Origin of the sequence: Vreelandella aquamarina (genome assembly GCF_020075495.1) — a bacterium.
Classification (GTDB): domain Bacteria; phylum Pseudomonadota; class Gammaproteobacteria; order Pseudomonadales; family Halomonadaceae; genus Vreelandella; species Vreelandella aquamarina_A.
The window spans coordinates 237,096-257,635 of the sequence record NZ_JABYQT010000005.1 but is presented as its reverse complement, the minus strand read 5'-3'; the positions used below and the strand labels follow the sequence as shown (position 1 = coordinate 257,635).

Sequence of the window (20,540 nt, the reverse complement as noted above, 5' to 3'; positions counted from 1 at the left end):
TCTGGTCACACAGGATAATCTAGTGAGTATTGGGATAAAGCAAGGAGGGATAAAAAGCTAGGAAAATCAATTGGTGCGGATGGGGAGACTCGAACTCCCACACCTTACGGCACTAGAACCTAAATCTAGCGTGTCTACCAATTCCACCACATCCGCAGAAGACGTGGCGTATCTTATCAACTCGCTGGAAAATGTCAACGCTGTTGTGCAATATACCAATAGAATCAGCGCTGTCAGGAGATACCGTGAGGCTATCCATCACTTGGCCACGCATGCACCAGATGCTGCGCGGTGCACTGCCTGGCTACTGTGCTTTCTGTCTGGCGAGGACCGTGGCGGGGCAGGGGTGGTGTCATGCCTGCTTTGTCGAAATGCCCTGGAACATCAAGTCGTGTAGACATTGCGCCAATCCGTTGCATGAGCGCACTCAAGCCCTGTGCGGTCACTGCCTGCGAAAGCCACCGCCCATCCGCCATACGCAAGCAGCGTTTCTTTACCAGGCCGCCATCACAGAACTGATTCACGATTTCAAGTTCAATGCCTCGCCCCGTGCCGGAATGCTGCTGGTAGAGCTGATGTTGACGACCGTGCCCCGTCAGCCCGGTGCGGCCCTGCTGGCGGTGCCCATGCACCCAGTGCGTGCTCGCGAGCGCGGTTTCAATCAGGCGCAGTGGCTGGCCGAGCAGTTGGCCAGGCGCACCGGCTTGCCGCTATTGCAGGCAGAATGTCATAAGCTGGTAGCTTCCCAGCGTACCCTGAACCGCCAGGAGCGGGCGGCCAACTTGCGTGGGACGTTTCGTATGGCAAGCAAGACACGCGCGCTACCTGCTCACATTATGCTGGTGGACGATGTGGTCACGACCGGAGCAACGGGCAATGCGTTGGCTGAAGTCGCCATCGATGCCGGCGTCGAGCGGGTGGATATGTGGGCCGCAGCAAGAACGCCGCTGGGTGATAATTGATAAGATAGGCGTTTGGTCAGCAAGGAGCGGTTCATGTCACATCCATTTAGTGCGCTTTCACCCGATGCGGTCATGTCGGCGATCGAATCCGTCGGAATCTGGCCGGCCGGCGAGCCGTTCGCGCTCAACAGCTATGAAAACCGCGTACTGATGTTTCGAGACGACGAGGCACGCCGTTGGGTAGTCAAGTTCTACCGTCCCGAGCGGTGGTCGGATGCCGCCATTCAAGAAGAGCACGATTTCCTGCAGGAGCTGGATCAGGCGGGCGTACCGGTCGTGCCACCCTGGCGTGATGCAGAAAGTCAGTCGCTGCATCGCTATCAGGCGTTTCGCTTTGCGCTGTTTCCCCAGTATGCGGGTCAAGCGCCGGAGCTTGATAACCCCGCTCACCTGTTCGCCCTCGGCGAGGTGCTGGGCCGCTTGCACCAGGTATCACAACGTAAAGCGTTCGAGCATCGAGCGAGCCTGGAGCTTGCTGGCGGTATCGAAGATGCCGAACAGCGCGTGCTGCAAAGTCAGTGGCTTAACAAGTTTCAGCGCCGCGCCTATGAAGCGGTCATCCAGAAGCTGCAAAATCAGCTTGCCTACAGCGCGCTGGACACGACTTCATTGATTCGCTGCCATGGTGACTGCCATCTTGGCAACGTGCTGGGGCGCGATGAGCAGTTCACGCTGGTAGATTTTGATGATTGCCTGATGGCGCCGGCGATACAGGATATCTGGATGCTGCTGCCCACCGATGAGCCAAACGGCTGGCGGACCCAGCTCAGTGAGATCAGTGAGGGGTATGAGGAGTCGCTGGCGTTTCCTCACGAGCAGATGGCGCTGATCGAGCCGCTGAGAGCCTATCGCTTGATCCGGCACACTGCCTGGCTGGTCTCCCGGTGGGACGACCCGGCCTTTCCCCGTGCATTTCCCTGGATGGCGGAGAGCGGTTACTGGGATCAGCACATTCGTCAACTCGAGCAGCAAAGCCTGCAGCTCGAGCGGCCCCTTTGGCTTGCTTGAGGGCCTGCTGCCTGAAAAGCCTCATCGGCTCTGCCACATGGCGCTCAGGTACGTTAAAATGCGCCGATCAACCGCTTAACAGCACTCCTATAACGTTACATGAGCCTTTATTTGCCCGGGTGTTACGCCCTGTGTGAACTTAAGGTTCAGGCACTGTTTTAAGGCTGTCAGTGTGCAGGTCAGGATGGCTTTAAAAGCATCAGCCTGGGTTCACGTTGGCACCGTTTTGATGAGGCTTACTATGACCGACGACATCGCCCAGCACTATCGCCAGATTATTACGGCCCTTGGCGAAAACCCGGACCGCGAGGGTCTGCGCGATACTCCCAAGCGGGCGGCCAAGGCCATGCAGTTCCTGAATGCAGGCTATCAGCAGTCGCTCGAGGAAATTATCAATGGCGCGGTTTTCGAGTCGCAAACCGACGAGATGGTGCTGGTCAAGAATATCGAGCTTTACTCCATGTGCGAGCATCACCTGCTGCCGTTCATTGGCAAGTGTCACATTGCCTATTTGCCCGACGGCAAGGTGCTTGGGCTTTCCAAGTTTGCGCGCATCGTGGACATGTATGCCCGTCGTATGCAGATCCAGGAAAACCTGACCCGCGAGATCGCCGATGCCGTACAGCAGGTGACGGGGGCAAAAGGAGTGGCCGTCGTGGTGGAAGCACGCCATTTGTGCATGATGATGCGCGGCGTCGAAAAGCAGAACTCGAGCATGACATCGTCTGTCATGCTGGGAGGATTCCGTGACAATCAAGCGACGCGTCAGGAGTTTTTGACGCTGATCAACTGACTATCCTGGCAGGCGCTGCCGGGCAGCGATGTTTGCTAAACCCTTGGTCAAATGTAGCGTTTCGTCTTAGCATGAAAGCGTAGATATGAGCCCACAGGGCCATCATTTGGCCAGGAGTCTGTCATGGAAGCGCTTAAAGAGACACAGCTGTATTGCCCCTTTGCCTATATCGACGGCAGCTGGGTAGCCGCTGACAGTGGAGATCAGATTAACGTCATCAATCCTGCCACCGGAGAGCCGATGGGGGATATGCCAAGGCTTGGCAAGGCAGAAACCGAGCGTGCCATCGATGCCGCCGATGCCGCCTTGCCTGCCTGGCGCTCGCTGACCGCCCAGGAGCGAGCTGATATGCTGCTCAAGTGGCACGACCTCATGCTTGAGCATAAGCACGACCTGGCTCTGCTGATGACCTTTGAACAGGGCAAGCCAGTCAAGGAAGCAGAAGGCGAGATCGCTTACGCGGCAAGCTTTCTGCGCTGGTTTGCCGAAGAGGCGCGCCGGGTATATGGCGAGACCATACCGGCGGCCAAGGCAAGTCAGCGTATTCTGGTCACCAAGCAGCCAGTCGGTGTGGTGGGCGCCATTACTCCGTGGAATTTTCCCGCCGCCATGATTACCCGCAAGGCGGGGGCCGCCCTGGCTGCAGGGTGCACCATCGTCGTCAAACCTGCCAGTCAGACCCCTTTTTCCGCCACCGCGCTGGCCCTGCTGGCCGAGCGAGCCGGCATTCCGCGTGGCGTGTTCAACGTGGTGCCTGGTAGTGCCTCGGAAATTGCCGAGACACTGACCCACTCGCCCAAGGTGCGCAAGATTACCTTTACAGGTTCCACGGAAGTGGGACGTACGCTGATGGCCAAGGCCGCCGAGCATGTTCAGAAGATCTCGCTCGAGCTTGGCGGTAACGCGCCGTTCATTGTCTTCGAGGATGCTGACCTGGACGCTGCGGTAGAAGGGGCCATGGCAGCAAAATTCCGCAATGCCGGCCAGACCTGTATCTGCACTAACCGCTTTCTTGTGCAGTCCAGTGTAATCAACGCTTTCTGTGAGAAACTTGCGGTTGCCATGAACAGTGAGCTTCACGTAGGCGATGGCACCCAGGAGAATATCAATATTGGACCGTTGATCGATAAAGACGGGGTCAAGAAGGTAAGCGAGCACGTTCAAGATGCCATCGACAAGGGCGCTGAGCTGTTGCTGGGAGGCCATCCGCACCCGCTGGGCGGCAATTTCTTTACCCCCACACTGATCAGCTTTGCCACCGAAGAGATGAAGGTTGCGCAGGAAGAAACCTTCGGCCCGCTGGCGGCGGTGTTCCCCTTCGATGATGAGGAGACCGCCATCGAGATGGCCAACGATACCCAGTACGGGTTGGCGTCCTACTTCTATTCCCGTGATCTTTCTCGCGTGTGGCGTGTGGCTGAAGCCCTGGAGTACGGCATGGTCGGTATCAATACCGGCGCCATTTCCAATGCCGCCGCGCCTTTTGGGGGCGTGAAGGCCTCGGGGCTTGGCCGTGAAGGCGGCCATCAAGGGCTGGAAGAGTATCTGGAAACCAAGTATCTGTGCATGGACCTGGGCTAGCCGGTAACGCCGCGAAAGCCGCCATTAAAAACGCCTCGCAAGTCATGCTTGCGAGGCGTTTGCGTTACTGTCAGCGGCCTTGAGCGTGTCAGCCGCCTAGTGGCGGAAGTGGCGCATGCCGGTAAATACCATGGCAATGCCCGCTTCATCGGCGGCGTCGATCACTTCCTGGTCCCGCATCGAACCACCGGGCTGGATGACGGCGGTAATGCCGGCAGCCGCGGCGGCGTCGATGCCGTCTCGGAAGGGGAAGAACGCATCGGAGGCCATGACCGAACCGGGAACGGTAAGATTCTCGTCAGCGGCCTTGATGCCGGCAATTTTCGCGGAATAGACGCGGCTCATTTGGCCAGCGCCTACACCAATGGTCTGGCCCGCCTTGGCATAGACAATTGCATTGGACTTGACGAACTTGGCGACCCGCCAGGCGAAGGTGAGATCGCGCAGCTCCTGCTCGGAAGGTGCGCGCTTGCTCACGACGGTCAGTTCTTCGCGCGTGACCATACCCTGGTCGCGCTCCTGAACCAGCAGGCCGCCATTCACACGCTTATAGTCAAACGCCGCCTGGGTATCACCGGGCCAGTGGGCGCTGACATCCAGCAGGCGAACGTTCTGCTTTTCGCCAACAATGGCAGCGGCCTCGGCGCTGACCCCCGGGGCAATGATGACCTCGACGAACTGGCGATCCACGATTGCCCGCGCCGTGTCGGCCTCAAGCGGCGTATTGAAGGCAATAATGCCGCCGAAGGCACTGGTGGGGTCGGTGGCAAACGCCTTGTCGTAGGCGTTAAGTGCCGTTTCGCCGACGGCCACCCCACACGGGTTGGCATGCTTGACGATGACGCAGGCCGTTTCGTCGAACGCCTTGACGCATTCGAAGGCAGCGTCGGTATCGGCAACGTTGTTGAACGACAGCGGTTTGCCCTGAAGCATGGTGGCGGTCGCGACGCTGGGTTCAGACGCTTGCGGGTCCACGTAGAAGGCGGCCTGCTGGTGGGGGTTTTCGCCGTAGCGCATATCCTGCTTTTTGGTCAGCTGCAGGTTGAAGGTGCGGGCAAACGTGGCGTCGCTCTCCTTCACCTTGCGGCCCAGGTACTCGGCAATCGCGCCGTCGTAGCCAGCGGTGTGCTCGAAGGCCTTGACGGCAAGATCAAAGCGGGTAGCGCGGCTTACCTGACCATCGTTACCGGCAAGCTCTTCGAGTACGCGGGGGTAGTCGTCGGCATTGACCACGATGGTGGTGTAGGCGTGGTTCTTGGCGCAGGCTCGCACCATGGTGGGGCCGCCGATATCAATGTTCTCGATGGCATCCTCGAGTGTGCAATCCGGCTTGGCTACGGTTGCGGCGAAGGGGTAGAGATTGACCACCACCATATCGATCGGGGTAATGTCGTTTTCAGCCATGACGCTGTCATCCTGACCACGGCGGGCAAGAATGCCGCCATGAATCTTGGGATGCAGTGTTTTTACCCGGCCATCCATGATTTCCGGAAAGCCCGTATGCTCGGAGACTTCAGTGACGGCAATGCCGTTTTCCTGTAGCAGGCGGAAGGTGCCGCCGGTGGAAAGAAGCTCGATACCGCGTTCAGACAGCCCGCGGGCAAAGTCCACAATACCGGTTTTATCGGAAACGCTAAGCAGCGCGCGGCGAACGGGAGTAGCAGTACTATCAACCATGGATACGCTCGTTTGCAGGGTGGGGAAATAAAAACAACAACGCCCCAGAGTTATGGGGCGTCACCTTCGATAAGTCCGTAAAGCTTGAGTTTCTTGCGCAGCGTACCGCGGTTCAATCCCAGCACGTCCGCGGCCCGGGTCTGGTTGCCGTCGGTGTGCTCGAGTACGCAGGCGAGCAAAGGCGCTTCTACTTCGGCCATCACCATGGCGTACAGGTCGGTGGCCTGACTGCCATCGAGATGCTCGAAGTAGCGGCGCATGGCGGACTCCACGGCTTCTCTCAGCGGCTGTGGCGGGGCGCTTGCTGCAGGGTCAGCGAGTGTGCCTGCCAGGCGCGAAGAGAGTTCGCTGGATAGAAGATTGCGTTCATTCATGCAGCATGGCTTCCTTTGGCTAGCAGACGCTTGTCAGCGTCAAACGCCATTGCGTCATTGATCCAGTTGAATTGTGTTTCAGGTGAGGCCAGGGCGTTGAATTGCTGTTTCAGCTGGCGGCGCTTTTCATCACAAAAGCGCTGGTCGCTTTCGAGGTACCAGCCAAGGTGCTTGCGCGCGATGCGTACACCCATCGTATCGCCATAGAAGGCGTGCAGGGCGGCGACGTGTTCGGCCAGTACCCGGCGGCGCTCTTCCAGGCTGGGCAGGGCCAACTGCTCGCCGTGCTCTAGAAAATGGGTGATCTGCTTGAAAATCCACGGGTTGCCCTGGGCGCCACGTCCAATCATTACCGCGTCGGCGCGGGTATGACGAAGGACCTCGGCTGCTTTTTCCGGGCTTGTAATATCACCATTGGCAATGACCGGGATGGATAGACGCGATTTGATTTCTGCAATCGTGTCGTATTCCGCCCATCCAGTATAGCGCTGTTCGCGATGACGGCCATGCACGGCCAGCGCCTGGATGCCGGCTGCTTCGGCCAGCTTGGCAATTCTTACGCCATTGTTGGAGTCGGCGCACCAACCCGTGCGGATTTTCAACGTGACCGGTACGTCGACTGCCTTGACCACGGCATCCAGTATCTCGGCGACCAGCGCTTCATCACGCAGAAGCGCTGAGCCTGCGGCCTTGTTGCAGACCTTTTTCGCCGGGCAACCCATGTTGATGTCGATGATCTGGGCGCCGAGCTCGGCGTTGAGCCGGGCTGCCTGGGCGAGCATCTCGGCATCGCCTCCGGCGATCTGCACGACCCTGGGGCCGGGTTCGCCGCGATGATCCATGCGCAGCTGGGATTTACGCGTATGCCACAGGCTCGGGTCGGCAGTCACCATTTCGCCCACCACCCAGCCAGCCCCCAGCCTTCGGCAGAGCTGGCGGAAAGGACGGTCGGTCACCCCGGCCATGGGCGCCAGTATGACCTGGTTAGGCAGGGTATAGGGGCCGATGGCGGTGGGCGATTCAGGAATCAGGGTCATAGTAGTGCGCAGTCAGCCGAGCGAGTAGGTCGTTTCAAGGGGGCGTATGATACGCCTACTCGGCGCCGCGGTGAAGGCCATGGCCCAGATTAGGCGGGGCGGTGGCCGGTCAGGCGTACCCAGCCTTCACGCAGCACCGGCTCATCCATGACCAGGCCCTGGGCTTCGTAGGCCTCGAGCACGCTGTCTGCCTGGTTGGCCAGAATGCCCGACAGGGCAAGCAGTCCGCTCGGCGCCACGTGACCGGCAATGGTCGGCGCCAGCTCGACCAGCGGGCCCGCCAGAATATTGGCTGTCACCACGGGGTAAGGGCCGCCCATCAACTGCTCGGGATAGTAGAGGGCGAAGTCCTGCTCCGGAATCTGATTACGCTCGGCATTGTCACGGCTGGCCTGAAGCGCCTGAGGGTCGATATCGGTGCCGTCGGCATGACGTGCGCCCAGCTTGAGCGCGGCAATGGCCAGAATGCCCGAGCCGCAGCCGATATCCAGCACGTGCTTGTCGCCAAGCGTGCCGTCAACGGCGAGTTGATCAAGCCACTCAAGGCAGAGTGCGGTGGTGGGGTGGGTGCCGGTCCCAAAGGCCAGGCCCGGGTCGAGAATAAGGTTGACCGCGTCCGCTTCGGGTGGCGTATGCCAGCTCGGCACGATCCAGAGCCGCTGGCCCATCTGAAGCGGCGTGAAATCGTCCATCCACTCGCGCTCCCAGTCGCGGTCGGCCAAGAGCTCATACTCGATGATAGGGCAGGGTTCGTCAGGCATCTGCTCTGCCCAGGCACCTTCGATACGCGCCAGCATGCTCTCCACGCCTTCAAGGTCGTCGTACAGACCGGTCAGAATCGTGTCCTGCCAAAGCGGCGTGGTACCGCGCTCGGGTTCGAAAACCGGATCGTCATGGGCATCCTGTAGCCCGATGGCGGTCGCTCCCTCTTCAAGCAGCAGCTCTTCGAGAAGTTCGGCCTGCTCAGGGGCAACGTGGGCTTTAAGTTGAAGCCAGGGCATGGGGCTCTCCGCGGTAGGCATAAACGATAACGGGGTGGGCTTGGCCACACCCCGTCGGGTTCTACTGGTACAGCTATCTGGCTTGCTCAGCGCTTAGTGGGCAAGCTTCTTTTCCAGGTAGTGGATATTGACACCACCCTGACGGAAGTGGCTATCGCGTACCAGGTCTTTCTGGAGGTCGATATTGGTCTTGATACCTTCCACGAGCAGTTCGTCCAGTGCGTTGCGCATGCGCGTCAGGGCTGTCTCGCGATCTGCGCCCCAGGTAATCAGCTTACCGATCAACGAGTCGTAGTGCGGCGGAACGGTATAACCGGTATACAGATGAGAATCCATGCGCACACCCAGGCCGCCCGGAGCATGAAACAGCGTCACCTTGCCCGGAGAAGGCATGAACGTACGCGAGTCTTCCGCGTTGATCCGGCACTCGAAGGCATGGCCGTTGAGCTTGACGTCTTCCTGGCGAATTGACAGAGGCAGGCCGGCAGCAATGCGCAGCTGCTCCTTGACGATATCTACACCGGTCACCATTTCGGTCACTGGGTGCTCCACCTGGACACGGGTATTCATCTCGATGAAGAAGAATTCGCCATCTTCATAGAGAAATTCGAACGTGCCGGCACCGCGGTAGTTGATCTCCAGGCACGCCTGGCGACAAGCCTCGAGTACGTCAGCGCGGGCCTTGGGGTCGATGCCGGGCGCCGGTGCTTCTTCCAGCACCTTCTGATGACGACGCTGCAGCGAGCAGTCGCGGTCGTACAGGTGAATGGCGTTGCCCTGACCATCTGCCAGTACCTGGACTTCCACGTGACGCGGTTTTTCAAGGAATTTTTCCATGTAGACCGTGCCGTCACCAAACGCGGCCTGGGCTTCGTTCTGAGTGATGCTGATCGATGAAAGCAGCTGGCTTTCTGAATGCACTACGCGCATGCCGCGGCCACCGCCACCGGCAGCTGCCTTGATGATCACCGGGTAGCCGATGCGATTGGCCGTTGCCAGTGTGGCGGCGTCGTCATCACCCAGCGGGCCGTCGGAGCCGGGCACCGTCGGCACGCCGGCGGCTTTCATGGCTTCGATAGCGCTGACCTTGTCACCCATCAGGCGAATCGTATCGGCGCGCGGGCCAATGAAGGTGAAGCCTGAACGCTCGACCTGCTCGGCAAAGTTGGCGTTTTCGGACAAGAAGCCATAGCCCGGATGAATGGCGCTCGAGTCGGTCACTTCAGCTGCGCTGATCAGCGCCGGAATATTCAGATACGACTGGGCCGATGACGCCGGGCCAATACATACAGCTTCATCCGCCAGACGCACGTGCATGAGTTCGCGGTCAGCCTTTGAGTGCACCGCTACGGTCTTGATGCCCAGTTCCTTGCAGGCGCGCAGAATGCGTAGGGCTATCTCGCCGCGGTTGGCGATAAGTACCTTGTCCAGCATGGGAGAGTCCACCCGTGTTGATAAGAAAGATTAAGCGAGAACGATCATGGGCTGATCGAATTCCACCGGCTCACCATCTTCCACCAGAATGGCTTCCACCACGCCGTCGCGGTCGGCTTCGATCTGGTTCATCATCTTCATTGCTTCAACGATACATACGGTATCGCCTTTCTTGACAGTGTCGCCCACTTCCACAAACGCTTTTGCCCCCGGTGCCGGGCTGCGATAGAAGGTGCCCACCATGGGGGAATTGACAGCTTCGCCACGGAAGCTGGCATCCTGGGGTTCGGCATCGGCTGCCGGGGCGTGCGCCGAGGGCGTAGCAGCAGGCGCGGCTGGCTGGGCATACTGGGGCATTGGCTGGGGCTGCCAGGTGACGCCATTCGGGTGACGACTGATGCGTACTGACTCTTCGCCTTCCTGAATCTCGATTTCGCTGATGTTGGACTCTTCGAGCAGCTCGATCAGTTTTTTGACTTTGCGAATATCCATGGTGGGCCCCATTAATCGATGAATGTAGTTACCTGACACGGCACAAGCGCTATAAAAGATAGTGCCGTATGCGCAGTAAACCAATTTTAAAAAAGAAGAGAACGCGGCATGTTGGCGAACGTTACCCCTCTTACAGCTTTAAAAGCGCGAATTTAACCAATGTGGGAGCGGAGTTTGCCGAAAAAAGCCAGGCATGTCCAGCTTGGCTATGGACTTGATCGAGCGGATGGCGCGTGCATCGTGACAAGCAGACACCTTGCAAGCTGGATAGGGAGCATGACATGAGGCCATGCTGGGTCTGGCAAGATTCAGCCTGCTCGCCATCTGGCAAGCGCATCAAGGTGCTGACTCAGCTCACTGGCACTCGCTTCGCCCTGGATGCGTGCAGGGCGTATTTCATTGCCCTGATCGAAAAACAGCAGGCTGGGCGGGCCAAATAGTTGAAAGCGATTCAGCAGTTCGCGACTTTGTGCATTGGTGTCGCTTACATCGGCGGCGATCAATGTATACCCTTTGAGGGCATCAAGCACACGTGGGTCTGTATAGACGTCACGTTCCATGACCTTGCACGAAATGCACCAGTCGGCGGTGAAATGCACAAAGGCAGGCTGACCTGTATCGGCCGAGCGGGCCAGCGCCGTTTCAAGGTCGTCCAGATTGTCGATGCGGCTGAAAGTGGGTGTCTCGCCAGGCGTCGTGGAAACGTGGTTATTGCTCAGCGGGCGAAGCGGGTCGTCATTGCCCTGAGCGGCGCCCAATACCAGCGCGACGCCCCAGGCCAGAAGCAGTAGCCCCAGCGTTTGCCGAAAGCGTGCCCAGCCTAGCGGATAATTGAAATTCAGCGCGCCCATTGAAAGTGCGCTGCCAATCGCCAGGCCCGCCCAGAGTAGAAGCCCTACGGGGCCTGCTACCAAACGCTCTATCATCCAGATGGCAACGCCCAGCAACAAGAGGCCAAACGCTACCTTGACGCCGTTCATCCAGGCCCCGGTGCGCGGCAGCAGGGTCACGCCTAGCGTGCCTACCAGCAGAAGCGGCAACCCCATACCCAGGCCTAAGGCAAACAGCACGGCGCCGCCGATGAGGGCATCACCCGTCGATGAGATAAAAACCAGCGTACCGGCAAGGGGGGCTGTTACACAGGGCGAGACCACCAGCACGGAGAGGGCGCCTGCCAGAAAAAGCCCGCCGGGACCGCTTTTCTGCGCCCGCGCCTGCCAGGCATCGATACGGCTGGTAAGTCGAGAAGAGAAGCGCAGCTCAAGGGCGCCGAACATGGCCAGGGCAAACAGGCTGAACAGCAGCGCAAAGCTGATCAGTACTGGCGCCGACTGGAGCTTGGCCTGAAGATTGAGGCCCGCGCCGAACAAGCCCATCAGAACGCCCACCACCGCGTAGGTAATGGCCATGCCCAGCACATAGCTTGCGGAGAGGTAGAAGGCACGAGAGCGGGTCGGGTTCTGGCCCACGATGATCGAAGACAGTATCGGGATCATGGGCAGTACGCAGGGCGTAAAGGTAAGACCTATTCCGGCAACGAAAAATAGTCCCAGTGCCAGCGGCAGGCTAGCTTCACTCAGTAGCGTGCTGAAACGGCTGTCGGCGCTTTGCGGTGTGGCGAGTGCCGTATTCCCGCGGGGCGGTGCTTCAACGTTGCCGGTTTCACTTGGCGGTCTTGCTTGCGCTTTCAACCACTCGGCGTACTGGGGTGGGGGCTCTGACTCCGACGCCTGCAGGGTTACTCGTTCTGGGGGGTAGCAGAGTCCGGCATCGGCGCAGCCCTGAAAGACCAGTTCGATATCGATGGGGCCAGAATAGGCGCTCTCAAGAGGGGCTTCAAACATCATCAAGTCACGGAAGGTGTACACCTCGCCCATGAAATCATCGGTGGTGAAGGTACCTTCCGGCAACAAAGGTTCGCCTAGGGCCACCTCGGGGGTCAGGCTTTCGACACCGAATTGATGACGGTAGAGATAGTAACCCTCGGCGCTTTGCATGCCGACATAAAGTGTCTCGCCGTCGTGCCAGGCGCTTGGCTCGAACGCCTCCATGACCGGCAGAAACTTGTCGTCATCGCTTGAAGAGAACCATTGCGCATGCGCTGTAAGTGGAAGCCAGAGCAGCAGGAGTAAACCGAGACGTTTGAGGATCAGCACACTATATCCTTGACGGCGATAGGACGGGGAGTTGTCTTCTAGATGCGGCACAGGCCTGGACCTACAAGAAAGCCGCCTGAGCGGCGGCCTTCTTGAGAAACGAACGGCAGGATTTAGTTCACTTATGCCTTTTGGTAGGCTGCTGCCGATTTCTCGATCGCCTTGCGGGCGGCCTCGACACCTTCCCAGGACTCGACCTTCACCCACTTGCCTTTCTCGAGATCCTTGTAGTTCTCGAAGAAGTGAGCAATCTGCTGGCGCAGCAGCTCGGGCAGGTCGGTTACTTCCTGAACGTCGTCATACAGTGTGCTGAGCTTGGGATGAGGAACGCATACCAGCTTGGCGTCTTCACCGGCTTCGTCGGTCATGTTCAAGATGCCGACCGGGCGGGCGCGAATGATGCTGCCGGGGGCTACCGGATGGGGGGTCACGACCAGAGCGTCCAGCGGGTCGCCATCATCTGCCAGGGTGTGAGGAATAAAGCCGTAGTTGGCCGGGTAGAACATCGGGGTGGCCATGAAGCGATCGACCAGCAGCGCACCCATGTCTTTATCGATTTCGTATTTGATAGGCGCGTGGTTCGCAGGAATCTCGATCGCCACGTAAATATCGTTCGGCAAATCCTTTCCAGCAGGGATGTTATCGAAGTTCATCGTTGAGTCCTTAAGTCCTTGGGTGTTGCAGTGGCCAAGCAATTGATGCGTTGCACGAATAATCCGGAATTATACGAAGATGACCGGGTGATTACCAATCCAACATGGTCGTTGGCCCGGCGGCAGGTTGATGGTAGCCATTAATTGAGCACGTTGCAGCAATAGCGACGTTTGGCGGGCATCGCTTGGGAGTGGTTGCGTGTATCATGGCCATCGTGATGTCTTTAGAGCGATTAGCCAAGGAGGATGAGTGGGGCATGCCCAGCTGCTAATCAGTTATGGTCAGGCGTTTGTTGCACCTGATCGGCGTTCGCATCGCAGTTCCATGTCGGTGCGCTTTCCTGATGCATCGCTATTGAAGGTCAAGGGTGGCTGTGCGGTGATCAGCGACTCCGTGTCGCGCAATACCCTGGCCAAGCAGGCGGGTGATCTGAGCGTGCGCGGTTTTCTGGCAGACTACTTTTCGACGCCCGATCACTGGGATACCAAGACATCGGCTACCAGAGTGCTGCGTGCGCTGAACAGCTGGTGCTACAGCCAGAGTCAGCACGTCAGGGAGGGGGGCTTCGTCTCGTCGATGTCGGTGGTGGTATTTCGCAAACGTGAAGCCCATCTGTTTCATATGGGCGATACCCTGGTATTTCGTCTGCGCGGGGCTGAGTTCGAACAACTGACTCGGGACCATATCACCGATATCGGCGGCTACCATTACCCCTCCCGGGCGCTGGGCATGGATGGCAGTGTGGATATCGACTACACCCACCTGGGGCTCAAGCAGGGCGATATTTTCCTGTTTACCACACGAGGGGTGCGCGGCACGCTGTTGCCTTCTGACTACGTGCGTCTGATTCGCCAGGACGCCAGTGACCTCGATGCTGCCTGTGAGCGCCTGGCCAGTGAAGCCAAGCAGCGCGCCCAGGAGCGCGGCTATGGAGGCGATCAGTTCTGCTTTCAGTTGGTGCGTATCGATGAGCTGCCGGAAGAGTCGCCGGATGATCCGGGATTGATTTACGGCGATCTGCCGATCCCGCCGGAGCTGGCTCCGGGCGAGCGGCTGGATGGCCTTGAAGTGATCGAGGTAATGTCGCGCAACGCCCAGTCTCGGGTGTACAGAGTGCGCGATGTGTATACCGAGCGTGACATGGTGATGAAAGCGCCAAGCCCCGAGCTTTCACTGCGAAATGCCTACCTCGAACACTTTCTGCTTCAGCAGTGGGTGGTCGAGCGGGTCAACTCGCCGTTCATCGTCAAGGTGGTCAAGCCGTCGAGACCTCGACGCTATCTCTACTACCTGATGCAGCATGTGGAAGGTGAAACCCTGCGCCAATGGGCGGAGCGCCACCCTCAGGCAAGCCTTGTCCAGCGTCTGGATATTGCCAATCAGCTGGGCAAGGCCGTTCAGGCGCTGCACCACCGGGACATCATTCATCAACAGATTACCCCGGATAACATTCTGATCGATACCCACGGCCAGCTGATCCTCAACGACTTCAGCGCCTGCCATATGCGCGAGGTGGATGGTTATCGCCATTCAGGAGAGCTTCTGCGCCAGATCGGTTTCAACGAACATACCGCGCCTGAATATGCCCTGGGCGACAGTATCGGCCGACGCAGCGACCAGTACGCGCTGGCCTCGACGGTCTACTGGCTGCTAACCGGCGAGCTGCCGTACCAGCTGACGCCGAACAAGCTGCGTAGTCATACCGATCTTGAGGAGCTTGGCTACCGCAGCGCTCGCGCCCATAATCCAGAAATAACCCCGGAGCTTGACGATGCGCTTCGTCGGGCGCTGGACCCTCAGCGGGCGCTGCGCTTTCGCCGCTTGTCGGAATTTCTTCACGCGCTGCGACTGCCCTTGGGCCGGCCGGCGGTGCGTGATTCAAGCGGACAAGAGCCACGACGGCATTTCTGGCAAGGGATTGCCGGCATATTGCTCTTGCTGTTGGTACTTTCCTGGCTGCTGCGTTAAGCCACAGTTCACACGCTGATACGAAAACGGGCGATGCGTTGCATCGCCCGTTTGGGTCTAGCGTGAGGCGCCGCCGGCAGTGACGCCCTTTTGTAAAGCGTATTACAGGGTAAAGACCGGCAGTTTCTTGTCTACCTTGGCAAGCTTCAGCTTGGCAACCTTGGGCAGGCCGTTTTCAAACGGCGGGAAGTCTTCTCCCTGAATCAGCGGCGAGAGGTAGTCACGGCAGGCCTGGGTGATTTCAAAACCGTTTTCGCTGATGAAATCACGCGGCATGAACTTCTCCTGATTGGCGATTTGCGCCAGAGGAGCCGAGATCACGTCCCACTGATAGGGCGACTGGGAAATCCGGCGAATGGCCGGCATCATCGAGTTCTTGCCCGCCAGTGCCAGCGTCACCGCTTCGCGACCCACGGCGTAGGCCTGCTCGACGTCGGTCTTGGACGCCAGATGGCGCGCCGCGCGCTGAAGGTAATCGGCAACCGCCCAGTGATACTTGTAACCCAGGTCCTGCTTGATCATCCCGGCAAGCGTGGGAGCAACGCCGCCCAGCTGACGGTGACCAAAGGCATCGGTATTCCCCGCATCCGCCAGGAAGGTGCCGTCTTCGTAGCGCGCGCCCTCGGAAACCACGATAACGCAGTAACCATGGTTCTTGACGCTCTCCTCGACGCGGGCCATGACCGCCTTGCGGTTGAAGGCCACCTCGGGAAAGATGATCAGGTGAGGCGGCTCGCCTTCTGCTTCGCCGGCAAGCCCGCCCGCCGCGGCAATCCAGCCCGCGTGGCGACCCATCACTTCGAGAACGAACACCTTGGTGGAGGTGGCGCACATCGAGGCGATATCCAGCGAGGCTTCGCGAGTGGAGGTCGCGATATACTTGGCCACGCTGCCAAACCCTGGGCTGTTGTCGGTGATCGGCAGGTCGTTATCGACGGTCTTGGGTACATGAATGGCCGTCAGCGGGTAGCCGAGCTTTTCAGAAAGCTGGGAAACCTTGAGGCAGGTATCAGCGCTGTCGCCACCGCCGTTGTAGAAGAAGTAGCGAATATCGTGGGCCTTGAACACTTCGATCAGGCGCTCGTACTGGGCGCGATGCGTATCGATATCCTTGAGCTTGTAGCGGCAGGAGCCGAAGGCACCGCCCGGCGTGTGGCGCAGGGCACCGATTGCTTCGTCGCTTTCCTGGGTTACATCGATGAGGTCTTCGGTCAAGGCGCCGATAATGCCGTTATGACCGGCGTACACCTTGCCGATCTGCTCGGGCGCCTGGCGGCAGGCTTGGATAACGCCACAGGCGCTGGCGTTGATAACGGCGGTGACGCCGCCGGACTGGGCGTAAAAGGCATTATGCTGAGCCATTGAAACGTCTCATCTCTTGTAAAGCGAAAAAGTGGTGCACAATGAAAGGTTTATACGTGCTTTCGTTCACCGTGCCTCAAACTGATCAAGTTTAGCGTAAAGCCATGGCCGCTGCATCCGGCCAAGCGCTCACTCGCTGTCGTCCAGATCCTGCTCGCGCTGGGCCAGTTGCCAGCCTCCCAGATCCTTGTAACGGTTGACCATGGCGCAGAACAACTCCGCCGTACGCTCGGTATCGTAGCGCGCCGAGTGGGCTGCCTTGTTGTCGAACTCGATACCGGCGGCGCGGCAGGCGCGTGCCAGTACCGTCTGGCCATACACAAGGCCTGCAAGGGTGGCAGTATCAAAGCTTGAAAACGGATGAAACGGGTTGCGCTTGACGTTGCAGCGATTGGCCGCGGCGTTCAGGAATCCCTGGTCGAAGGCGGCGTTATGGCCTACCAGAATGGCTCGCGAACAGCCATGTGCCTTGATGGACTTGCGTATCGGGCGAAAGATTTCACCCAGCGCCTCAGACTCGCTCAGTGCTACCTGACGACGCAGTGGGTCATCCAGGTTGATGCCGGTAAAGTCGAGAGCGGACTGTTCGACGTTGGCACCTTCAAATGGCTGGATATGGTAGGCATAAGTCGCATCGGGTAGAAGATTGCCTTCCGGGTCCATGGTGAGCGTAACGGCTGCGATCTCAAGCACGGCATCACTTTGGGCATTGAAGCCACCCGTTTCTAAATCAATGACGACCGGCAGATAACTGCGAAAACGTTGGGCCATTAATTCGCGGGCAATTGCCTCGCTCATGCAGCTCTCCTTAGTAAAGCGAGTAATCGATCAAATCGGGCGGTGATCCGCCGCTTCAGTGGGTTGATTCTAGCAGCTTTCTCCCTTGGGCGTCGTTGACGGTATTCGCTGGGCATAGAGAACGCTATACTCGGGGTTTATGTCGACATGCAGCGTGTCAACTGGCGCTGCATTTTCTAGTGAACTTGCTTTCATCAAAAGGAGCAAAGCATGTCCGATGTCAAAAAGGTTGTGCTGGCATATTCAGGCGGCCTGGACACATCTGTAATCGTTAAGTGGTTGCAAGAGACTTACAACTGCGAGGTGGTGACCTTTACTGCCGACATCGGTCAGGGCGAAGAAGTCGAGCCGGCACGCGCCAAGGCGCAAGCGCTGGGGGTAAAAGAGATCTACATCGAAGACCTGCGCGAAGAGTTTGTACGTGACTACGTCTTCCCCATGTTCCGCGCCAACACCATCTACGAAGGCGAGTACCTGCTGGGTACCTCGATTGCACGCCCGCTGATTGCCAAGCGTCTGATCGAAATCGCCAACGAGACCGGCGCCGATGCGATCTCTCATGGCGCGACCGGGAAAGGTAACGACCAGGTACGCTTCGAGCTGGGGGGCTACGCGTTGAAGCCCGGCGTCAAGGTCATCGCTCCCTGGCGCGAGTGGGATCTGACCTCGCGCGAGAAGCTGATGGCTTACTGCGAAGAGCACAATATTCCCGTCGATTTCTCGAGCAAGAAGAAGAAATCACCGTACTCGATGGATGCCAACCTGCTGCACATCTCCTACGAAGGCGGCATTCTGGAAGATCCCTGGGCCGAAGCCGAAGAGGACATGTGGCGCTGGAGTGTCTCTCCCGAGCAGGCGCCGGATACACCGACCTACGTCGAGCTGACCTTCGAGAAAGGCGATATCGTGGCCATTGACGGCGAAGCCCTCAAGGCCCACGAAGTGCTTGAAAGGCTCAACAAGGTAGGTGGCGATAACGGTATCGGCCGCCTGGACATCGTCGAGAACCGCTACGTGGGCATGAAGTCGCGCGGCTGCTACGAAACGCCCGGCGGCACCATCATTCTGCGCGCTCACCGCGCCATCGAGTCGCTGACGCTTGACCGTGAAGAGGCTCACCTGAAAGATCAGCTGATGCCGAAATATGCCGAGGTAATCTACAACGGCTACTGGTGGAGCCCCGAGCGTCGTATGCTGCAGGCCGCCATCGATGAAACCCAGAAAAACGTCTCCGGCGTCGTGCGCATGAAGCTCTACAAGGGCAATGCGACCGTCGTGGGCCGCAAATCCGAGCAGTCGCTGTTCGATGAGTCCATCGCAACGTTTGAAGACGACGCCGGTGCGTACAATCAAAAAGACGCCGAAGGCTTCATCAAGCTCAACGCGCTGCGTTTACGCATTGCTGCGGGCAAGGGTCGTCAACAAAGTTGATCGTGATAAAAGCGGCAGGTGCGCCTGCCGCTTTTTAGCTACGCAGGAGAGCGCATGTTCAAGAAACTCTTATCCGGTCTTCTTGGCGGCGAGCGGGGGCAGGACTCGTCGAAAGCCAGTCTCAAAGCCGCTGAGCCAGTAGAGTACAAGGGCTATCTGATCGTATCCCAGCCTGCTTTTCAGAATGGTCAGTACCGCGTAAGCGGTGTGATCAGTAAACTCGATGACAGCGGTGAGGCTCGCGAGCTTCGTTTCGAGCGCTCTGACATGTTGCCCGCCCGCGACGCTTGCGATGCCATGATGGTGACCAAGGCGCAGCGCTATATCGATGAAACGGGCGAGTCCATGTTCGAGCCTGACCCGCGTCAGGCAGGTCATTGAAACGCGCCAGATTATTGAAATACCCAGAGTGCATGGTGCTTGACTAGGGCGCGCTATGAGCATCGATGAGCATACGTGCCTGCTTGGCGGCCCTGAGCAGGGCGTCGGTCGGAAAGTCGCTCGGTGGCTCACCACTTTCCGCGGACTGAATATCCTGCAATAGCCTTCCCAGGGCGCCCGCCTGACTGGTCAATGCTTTTTCGATGTCTCGTCCTAGACGTACTTCCTGAAGCAACGTGTTCAGATCCGTTTCCATGATAGTGGGCATCAAAGAAAAGAGACCGACAATAAACCCCTCCTGGCCATCCAGGTTTCTTTGTTCGGCCATCAATTCACAGGTAAAACCCCGCGTCAGCCCATTGATCAAGTTGAGTCTGCTTGCCGGGCTGTTGCTCGCCATCATCAAAATCGACACGAGTGTCCTAAGCTCTCGAATTCCCAGTATTTGCAGGCAGTTGACAAGTCTGGCCGTGGGTTTATGAGCGCCTTTGTCCGCTGAATTGGCTCTCTTGAAGATAGCACTCAGCAGGTAGGGGTCGCGGATGATCAAATCGGCAATATCGGTAAGGCTGGTTCGTTCCTTGTAAAGAGAAGCCAGAAGCTGTAGCTGATTGGCACGCGAAGCGGTTCGCCTGATAGAGCTGGATGCCTGGATGATAGGCTTTTCATAAAAATAACCCTGGAAAAGCGTAAAGCCCATTTGCTGGCACGCCTTGAAATCTGCCTGGGTTTCAACGCGCTCAGCCAGTAGTGTAACCCCTCTTGAGAGCAGGCGGCTGACCAGGTCCGTATCCACGGGGGTAGAAATATCGATCTTGACTATATCGCAATAAGGCAACAGCTTTTCGCTATCTTCATTCGCCACGAAGTCATCCAGCGCGATGGTATAGCCTTGCTGTCTCAAATGCTGCAACGAGGCGATCACTTCATCAGTGGCCGGCGTGTTTTCGAGTACTTCAATCACGATTTGGTCGGCGGGCAGCCCCCGTAGATCAGGGTCGGTCAACCACTGATGAGACGCATTGATAAATAGCTGACGCTGGCCACATAAACTGACGATACCGATTTCATAAATGGCAACGGCGCAGGCACGTGCCGTTGCTTGAAGGTCATCACTGATATCTGCCGAATAGCTGGATTCATTGGCACGGTATAAAAGCTCATCAGCAATATGCTTTAAATCGCCATCCACGATGGGCTGAATGGCGATAGTATAATTATGATTGTTATTTTCATTATACGTATATGCTTGAAGGTTATTTATAAGCTCTTTCATGAGTAATCGCTTAAAACCAGTATCGGTGAACAAAAGACAGTGTATAGGACGAGTTTAGCGGTAGTAAGTATATTTGGCGTAGTGAAGATATTTGATGTAGTGGGAATATACGGCGTAGTGGGGTGAGGGTTATCAAAAAGCAAAGAGTGTAGTTT

Annotated in this window: 18 protein-coding genes and 1 tRNA gene; 7 read left to right on the top strand and 12 right to left on the bottom strand. The window is 58.1% G+C overall.

Annotated features, from left to right (window positions below; genetic code table 11):
- Positions 1–71 precede the first annotated feature (71 nt).
- Positions 72–156 (bottom strand) — tRNA-Leu (locus tag HW452_RS10700).
- Between the two features lie 89 nt (positions 157–245).
- On the opposite strand from HW452_RS10700, the gene HW452_RS10695 reads away from it, so the two are divergent.
- From HW452_RS10695 to HW452_RS10680, 4 genes are all read left to right on the top strand, one after another.
- On the top strand, positions 246–962 hold the full coding sequence (locus HW452_RS10695; protein ID WP_224106091.1) for a ComF family protein: 717 nt from the start codon (positions 246–248) through the stop codon (positions 960–962).
- Between the two features lie 33 nt (positions 963–995).
- Entirely contained in the window at positions 996–1,970 is a 975-nt protein-coding gene (locus HW452_RS10690) for a serine/threonine protein kinase (protein ID WP_224106090.1), read from the top strand.
- A gap of 241 nt (positions 1,971–2,211) precedes the next feature.
- Entirely contained in the window at positions 2,212–2,763 is a 552-nt protein-coding gene (gene folE / locus HW452_RS10685; RefSeq protein ID WP_224106089.1) for a GTP cyclohydrolase I FolE, read from the top strand.
- A 123-nt stretch (positions 2,764–2,886) separates the two neighbouring features.
- Complete coding sequence (locus HW452_RS10680) at positions 2,887–4,344, top strand: NAD-dependent succinate-semialdehyde dehydrogenase (RefSeq protein WP_224106088.1); 1,458 nt, start codon at positions 2,887–2,889, stop codon at positions 4,342–4,344.
- A 96-nt stretch (positions 4,345–4,440) separates the two neighbouring features.
- On the opposite strand, the gene purH is transcribed toward HW452_RS10680, so the two are convergent.
- The 8 genes from purH to ppa form a co-directional block, all read right to left on the bottom strand.
- Positions 4,441–6,021, bottom strand: a complete 1,581-nt coding sequence (gene purH, locus HW452_RS10675; protein ID WP_224106087.1) for a bifunctional phosphoribosylaminoimidazolecarboxamide formyltransferase/IMP cyclohydrolase — start codon at positions 6,019–6,021, stop codon at positions 4,441–4,443.
- Positions 6,022–6,071: 50 nt separating this feature from the next.
- A complete protein-coding gene (gene fis / locus HW452_RS10670) occupies positions 6,072–6,395 on the bottom strand; it encodes a DNA-binding transcriptional regulator Fis (protein ID WP_224106086.1) in 324 nt (107 codons plus the stop codon).
- A complete protein-coding gene (dusB, locus tag HW452_RS10665) occupies positions 6,392–7,432 on the bottom strand; it encodes a tRNA dihydrouridine synthase DusB (RefSeq protein ID WP_224106085.1) in 1,041 nt (346 codons plus the stop codon). Before dusB ends, fis begins: the two co-directional genes overlap by 4 nt.
- A gap of 89 nt (positions 7,433–7,521) precedes the next feature.
- Entirely contained in the window at positions 7,522–8,433 is a 912-nt protein-coding gene (gene prmA / locus HW452_RS10660) for a 50S ribosomal protein L11 methyltransferase (protein WP_224106084.1), read from the bottom strand.
- Between the two features lie 93 nt (positions 8,434–8,526).
- Entirely contained in the window at positions 8,527–9,867 is a 1,341-nt protein-coding gene (accC, locus tag HW452_RS10655; protein WP_224106083.1) for an acetyl-CoA carboxylase biotin carboxylase subunit, read from the bottom strand.
- Between the two features lie 30 nt (positions 9,868–9,897).
- A complete protein-coding gene (accB, locus tag HW452_RS10650; RefSeq protein ID WP_224106082.1) occupies positions 9,898–10,359 on the bottom strand; it encodes an acetyl-CoA carboxylase biotin carboxyl carrier protein in 462 nt (153 codons plus the stop codon).
- Positions 10,360–10,667: 308 nt separating this feature from the next.
- Entirely contained in the window at positions 10,668–12,515 is a 1,848-nt protein-coding gene (gene dsbD, locus HW452_RS10645; protein ID WP_224106081.1) for a protein-disulfide reductase DsbD, read from the bottom strand.
- Positions 12,516–12,637: 122 nt separating this feature from the next.
- Positions 12,638–13,168, bottom strand: a complete 531-nt coding sequence (gene ppa / locus HW452_RS10640) for an inorganic diphosphatase (RefSeq protein WP_224106080.1) — start codon at positions 13,166–13,168, stop codon at positions 12,638–12,640.
- A 250-nt stretch (positions 13,169–13,418) separates the two neighbouring features.
- Here ppa and HW452_RS10635 point away from each other — a divergent pair, with 250 nt between their 5' ends.
- Entirely contained in the window at positions 13,419–15,137 is a 1,719-nt protein-coding gene (locus HW452_RS10635; protein ID WP_224106079.1) for a protein kinase domain-containing protein, read from the top strand.
- Between the two features lie 102 nt (positions 15,138–15,239).
- Here the strand turns inward: HW452_RS10635 and HW452_RS10630 are convergent, their stop codons facing one another.
- Both HW452_RS10630 and rnt read right to left on the bottom strand, forming a co-directional pair.
- Positions 15,240–16,499: a 6-phosphofructokinase gene (locus tag HW452_RS10630; protein WP_224106078.1), complete on the bottom strand. Its 1,260-nt coding sequence runs from the start codon at positions 16,497–16,499 to the stop codon at positions 15,240–15,242.
- A gap of 129 nt (positions 16,500–16,628) precedes the next feature.
- Entirely contained in the window at positions 16,629–17,297 is a 669-nt protein-coding gene (gene rnt / locus HW452_RS10625) for a ribonuclease T (RefSeq protein WP_224106077.1), read from the bottom strand.
- Between the two features lie 210 nt (positions 17,298–17,507).
- Here rnt and HW452_RS10620 point away from each other — a divergent pair, with 210 nt between their 5' ends.
- Both HW452_RS10620 and HW452_RS10615 read left to right on the top strand, forming a co-directional pair.
- Positions 17,508–18,728 (top strand): argininosuccinate synthase, encoded by a 1,221-nt coding sequence (locus HW452_RS10620; protein ID WP_224106076.1) that lies wholly within the window; start codon positions 17,508–17,510, stop codon positions 18,726–18,728.
- 54 nt (positions 18,729–18,782) lie between these two features.
- Positions 18,783–19,109: an HlyU family transcriptional regulator gene (locus HW452_RS10615; RefSeq protein WP_224106075.1), complete on the top strand. Its 327-nt coding sequence runs from the start codon at positions 18,783–18,785 to the stop codon at positions 19,107–19,109.
- 43 nt (positions 19,110–19,152) lie between these two features.
- Here the strand turns inward: HW452_RS10615 and HW452_RS10610 are convergent, their stop codons facing one another.
- Positions 19,153–20,385 (bottom strand): EAL and HDOD domain-containing protein, encoded by a 1,233-nt coding sequence (locus HW452_RS10610; RefSeq protein WP_224106074.1) that lies wholly within the window; start codon positions 20,383–20,385, stop codon positions 19,153–19,155.
- Between the last annotated feature and the right edge of the window lie 155 nt (positions 20,386–20,540).

Excerpts from the sequence above, each read along its gene's own strand:
- HW452_RS10690 (WP_224106090.1), top strand. The coding sequence starts at position 996 with ATGTCACATCCATTTAGTGCGCTTTCACCCGATGCGGTCATGTCGGCG.
- folE (WP_224106089.1), top strand. The coding sequence starts at position 2,212 with ATGACCGACGACATCGCCCAGCACTATCGCCAGATTATTACGGCCCTT.
- HW452_RS10680 (WP_224106088.1), top strand. The coding sequence starts at position 2,887 with ATGGAAGCGCTTAAAGAGACACAGCTGTATTGCCCCTTTGCCTATATC.
- purH (WP_224106087.1), bottom strand. The coding sequence starts at position 6,021 with ATGGTTGATAGTACTGCTACTCCCGTTCGCCGCGCGCTGCTTAGCGTT.
- fis (WP_224106086.1), bottom strand. The coding sequence starts at position 6,395 with ATGAATGAACGCAATCTTCTATCCAGCGAACTCTCTTCGCGCCTGGCA.
- dusB (WP_224106085.1), bottom strand. The coding sequence starts at position 7,432 with ATGACCCTGATTCCTGAATCGCCCACCGCCATCGGCCCCTATACCCTG.
- prmA (WP_224106084.1), bottom strand. The coding sequence starts at position 8,433 with ATGCCCTGGCTTCAACTTAAAGCCCACGTTGCCCCTGAGCAGGCCGAA.
- accC (WP_224106083.1), bottom strand. The coding sequence starts at position 9,867 with ATGCTGGACAAGGTACTTATCGCCAACCGCGGCGAGATAGCCCTACGC.
- accB (WP_224106082.1), bottom strand. The coding sequence starts at position 10,359 with ATGGATATTCGCAAAGTCAAAAAACTGATCGAGCTGCTCGAAGAGTCC.
- ppa (WP_224106080.1), bottom strand. The coding sequence starts at position 13,168 with ATGAACTTCGATAACATCCCTGCTGGAAAGGATTTGCCGAACGATATT.
- HW452_RS10630 (WP_224106078.1), bottom strand. The coding sequence starts at position 16,499 with ATGGCTCAGCATAATGCCTTTTACGCCCAGTCCGGCGGCGTCACCGCC.
- rnt (WP_224106077.1), bottom strand. The coding sequence starts at position 17,297 with ATGAGCGAGGCAATTGCCCGCGAATTAATGGCCCAACGTTTTCGCAGT.
- HW452_RS10620 (WP_224106076.1), top strand. The coding sequence starts at position 17,508 with ATGTCCGATGTCAAAAAGGTTGTGCTGGCATATTCAGGCGGCCTGGAC.
- HW452_RS10615 (WP_224106075.1), top strand. The coding sequence starts at position 18,783 with ATGTTCAAGAAACTCTTATCCGGTCTTCTTGGCGGCGAGCGGGGGCAG.
- HW452_RS10610 (WP_224106074.1), bottom strand. The coding sequence starts at position 20,385 with ATGAAAGAGCTTATAAATAACCTTCAAGCATATACGTATAATGAAAAT.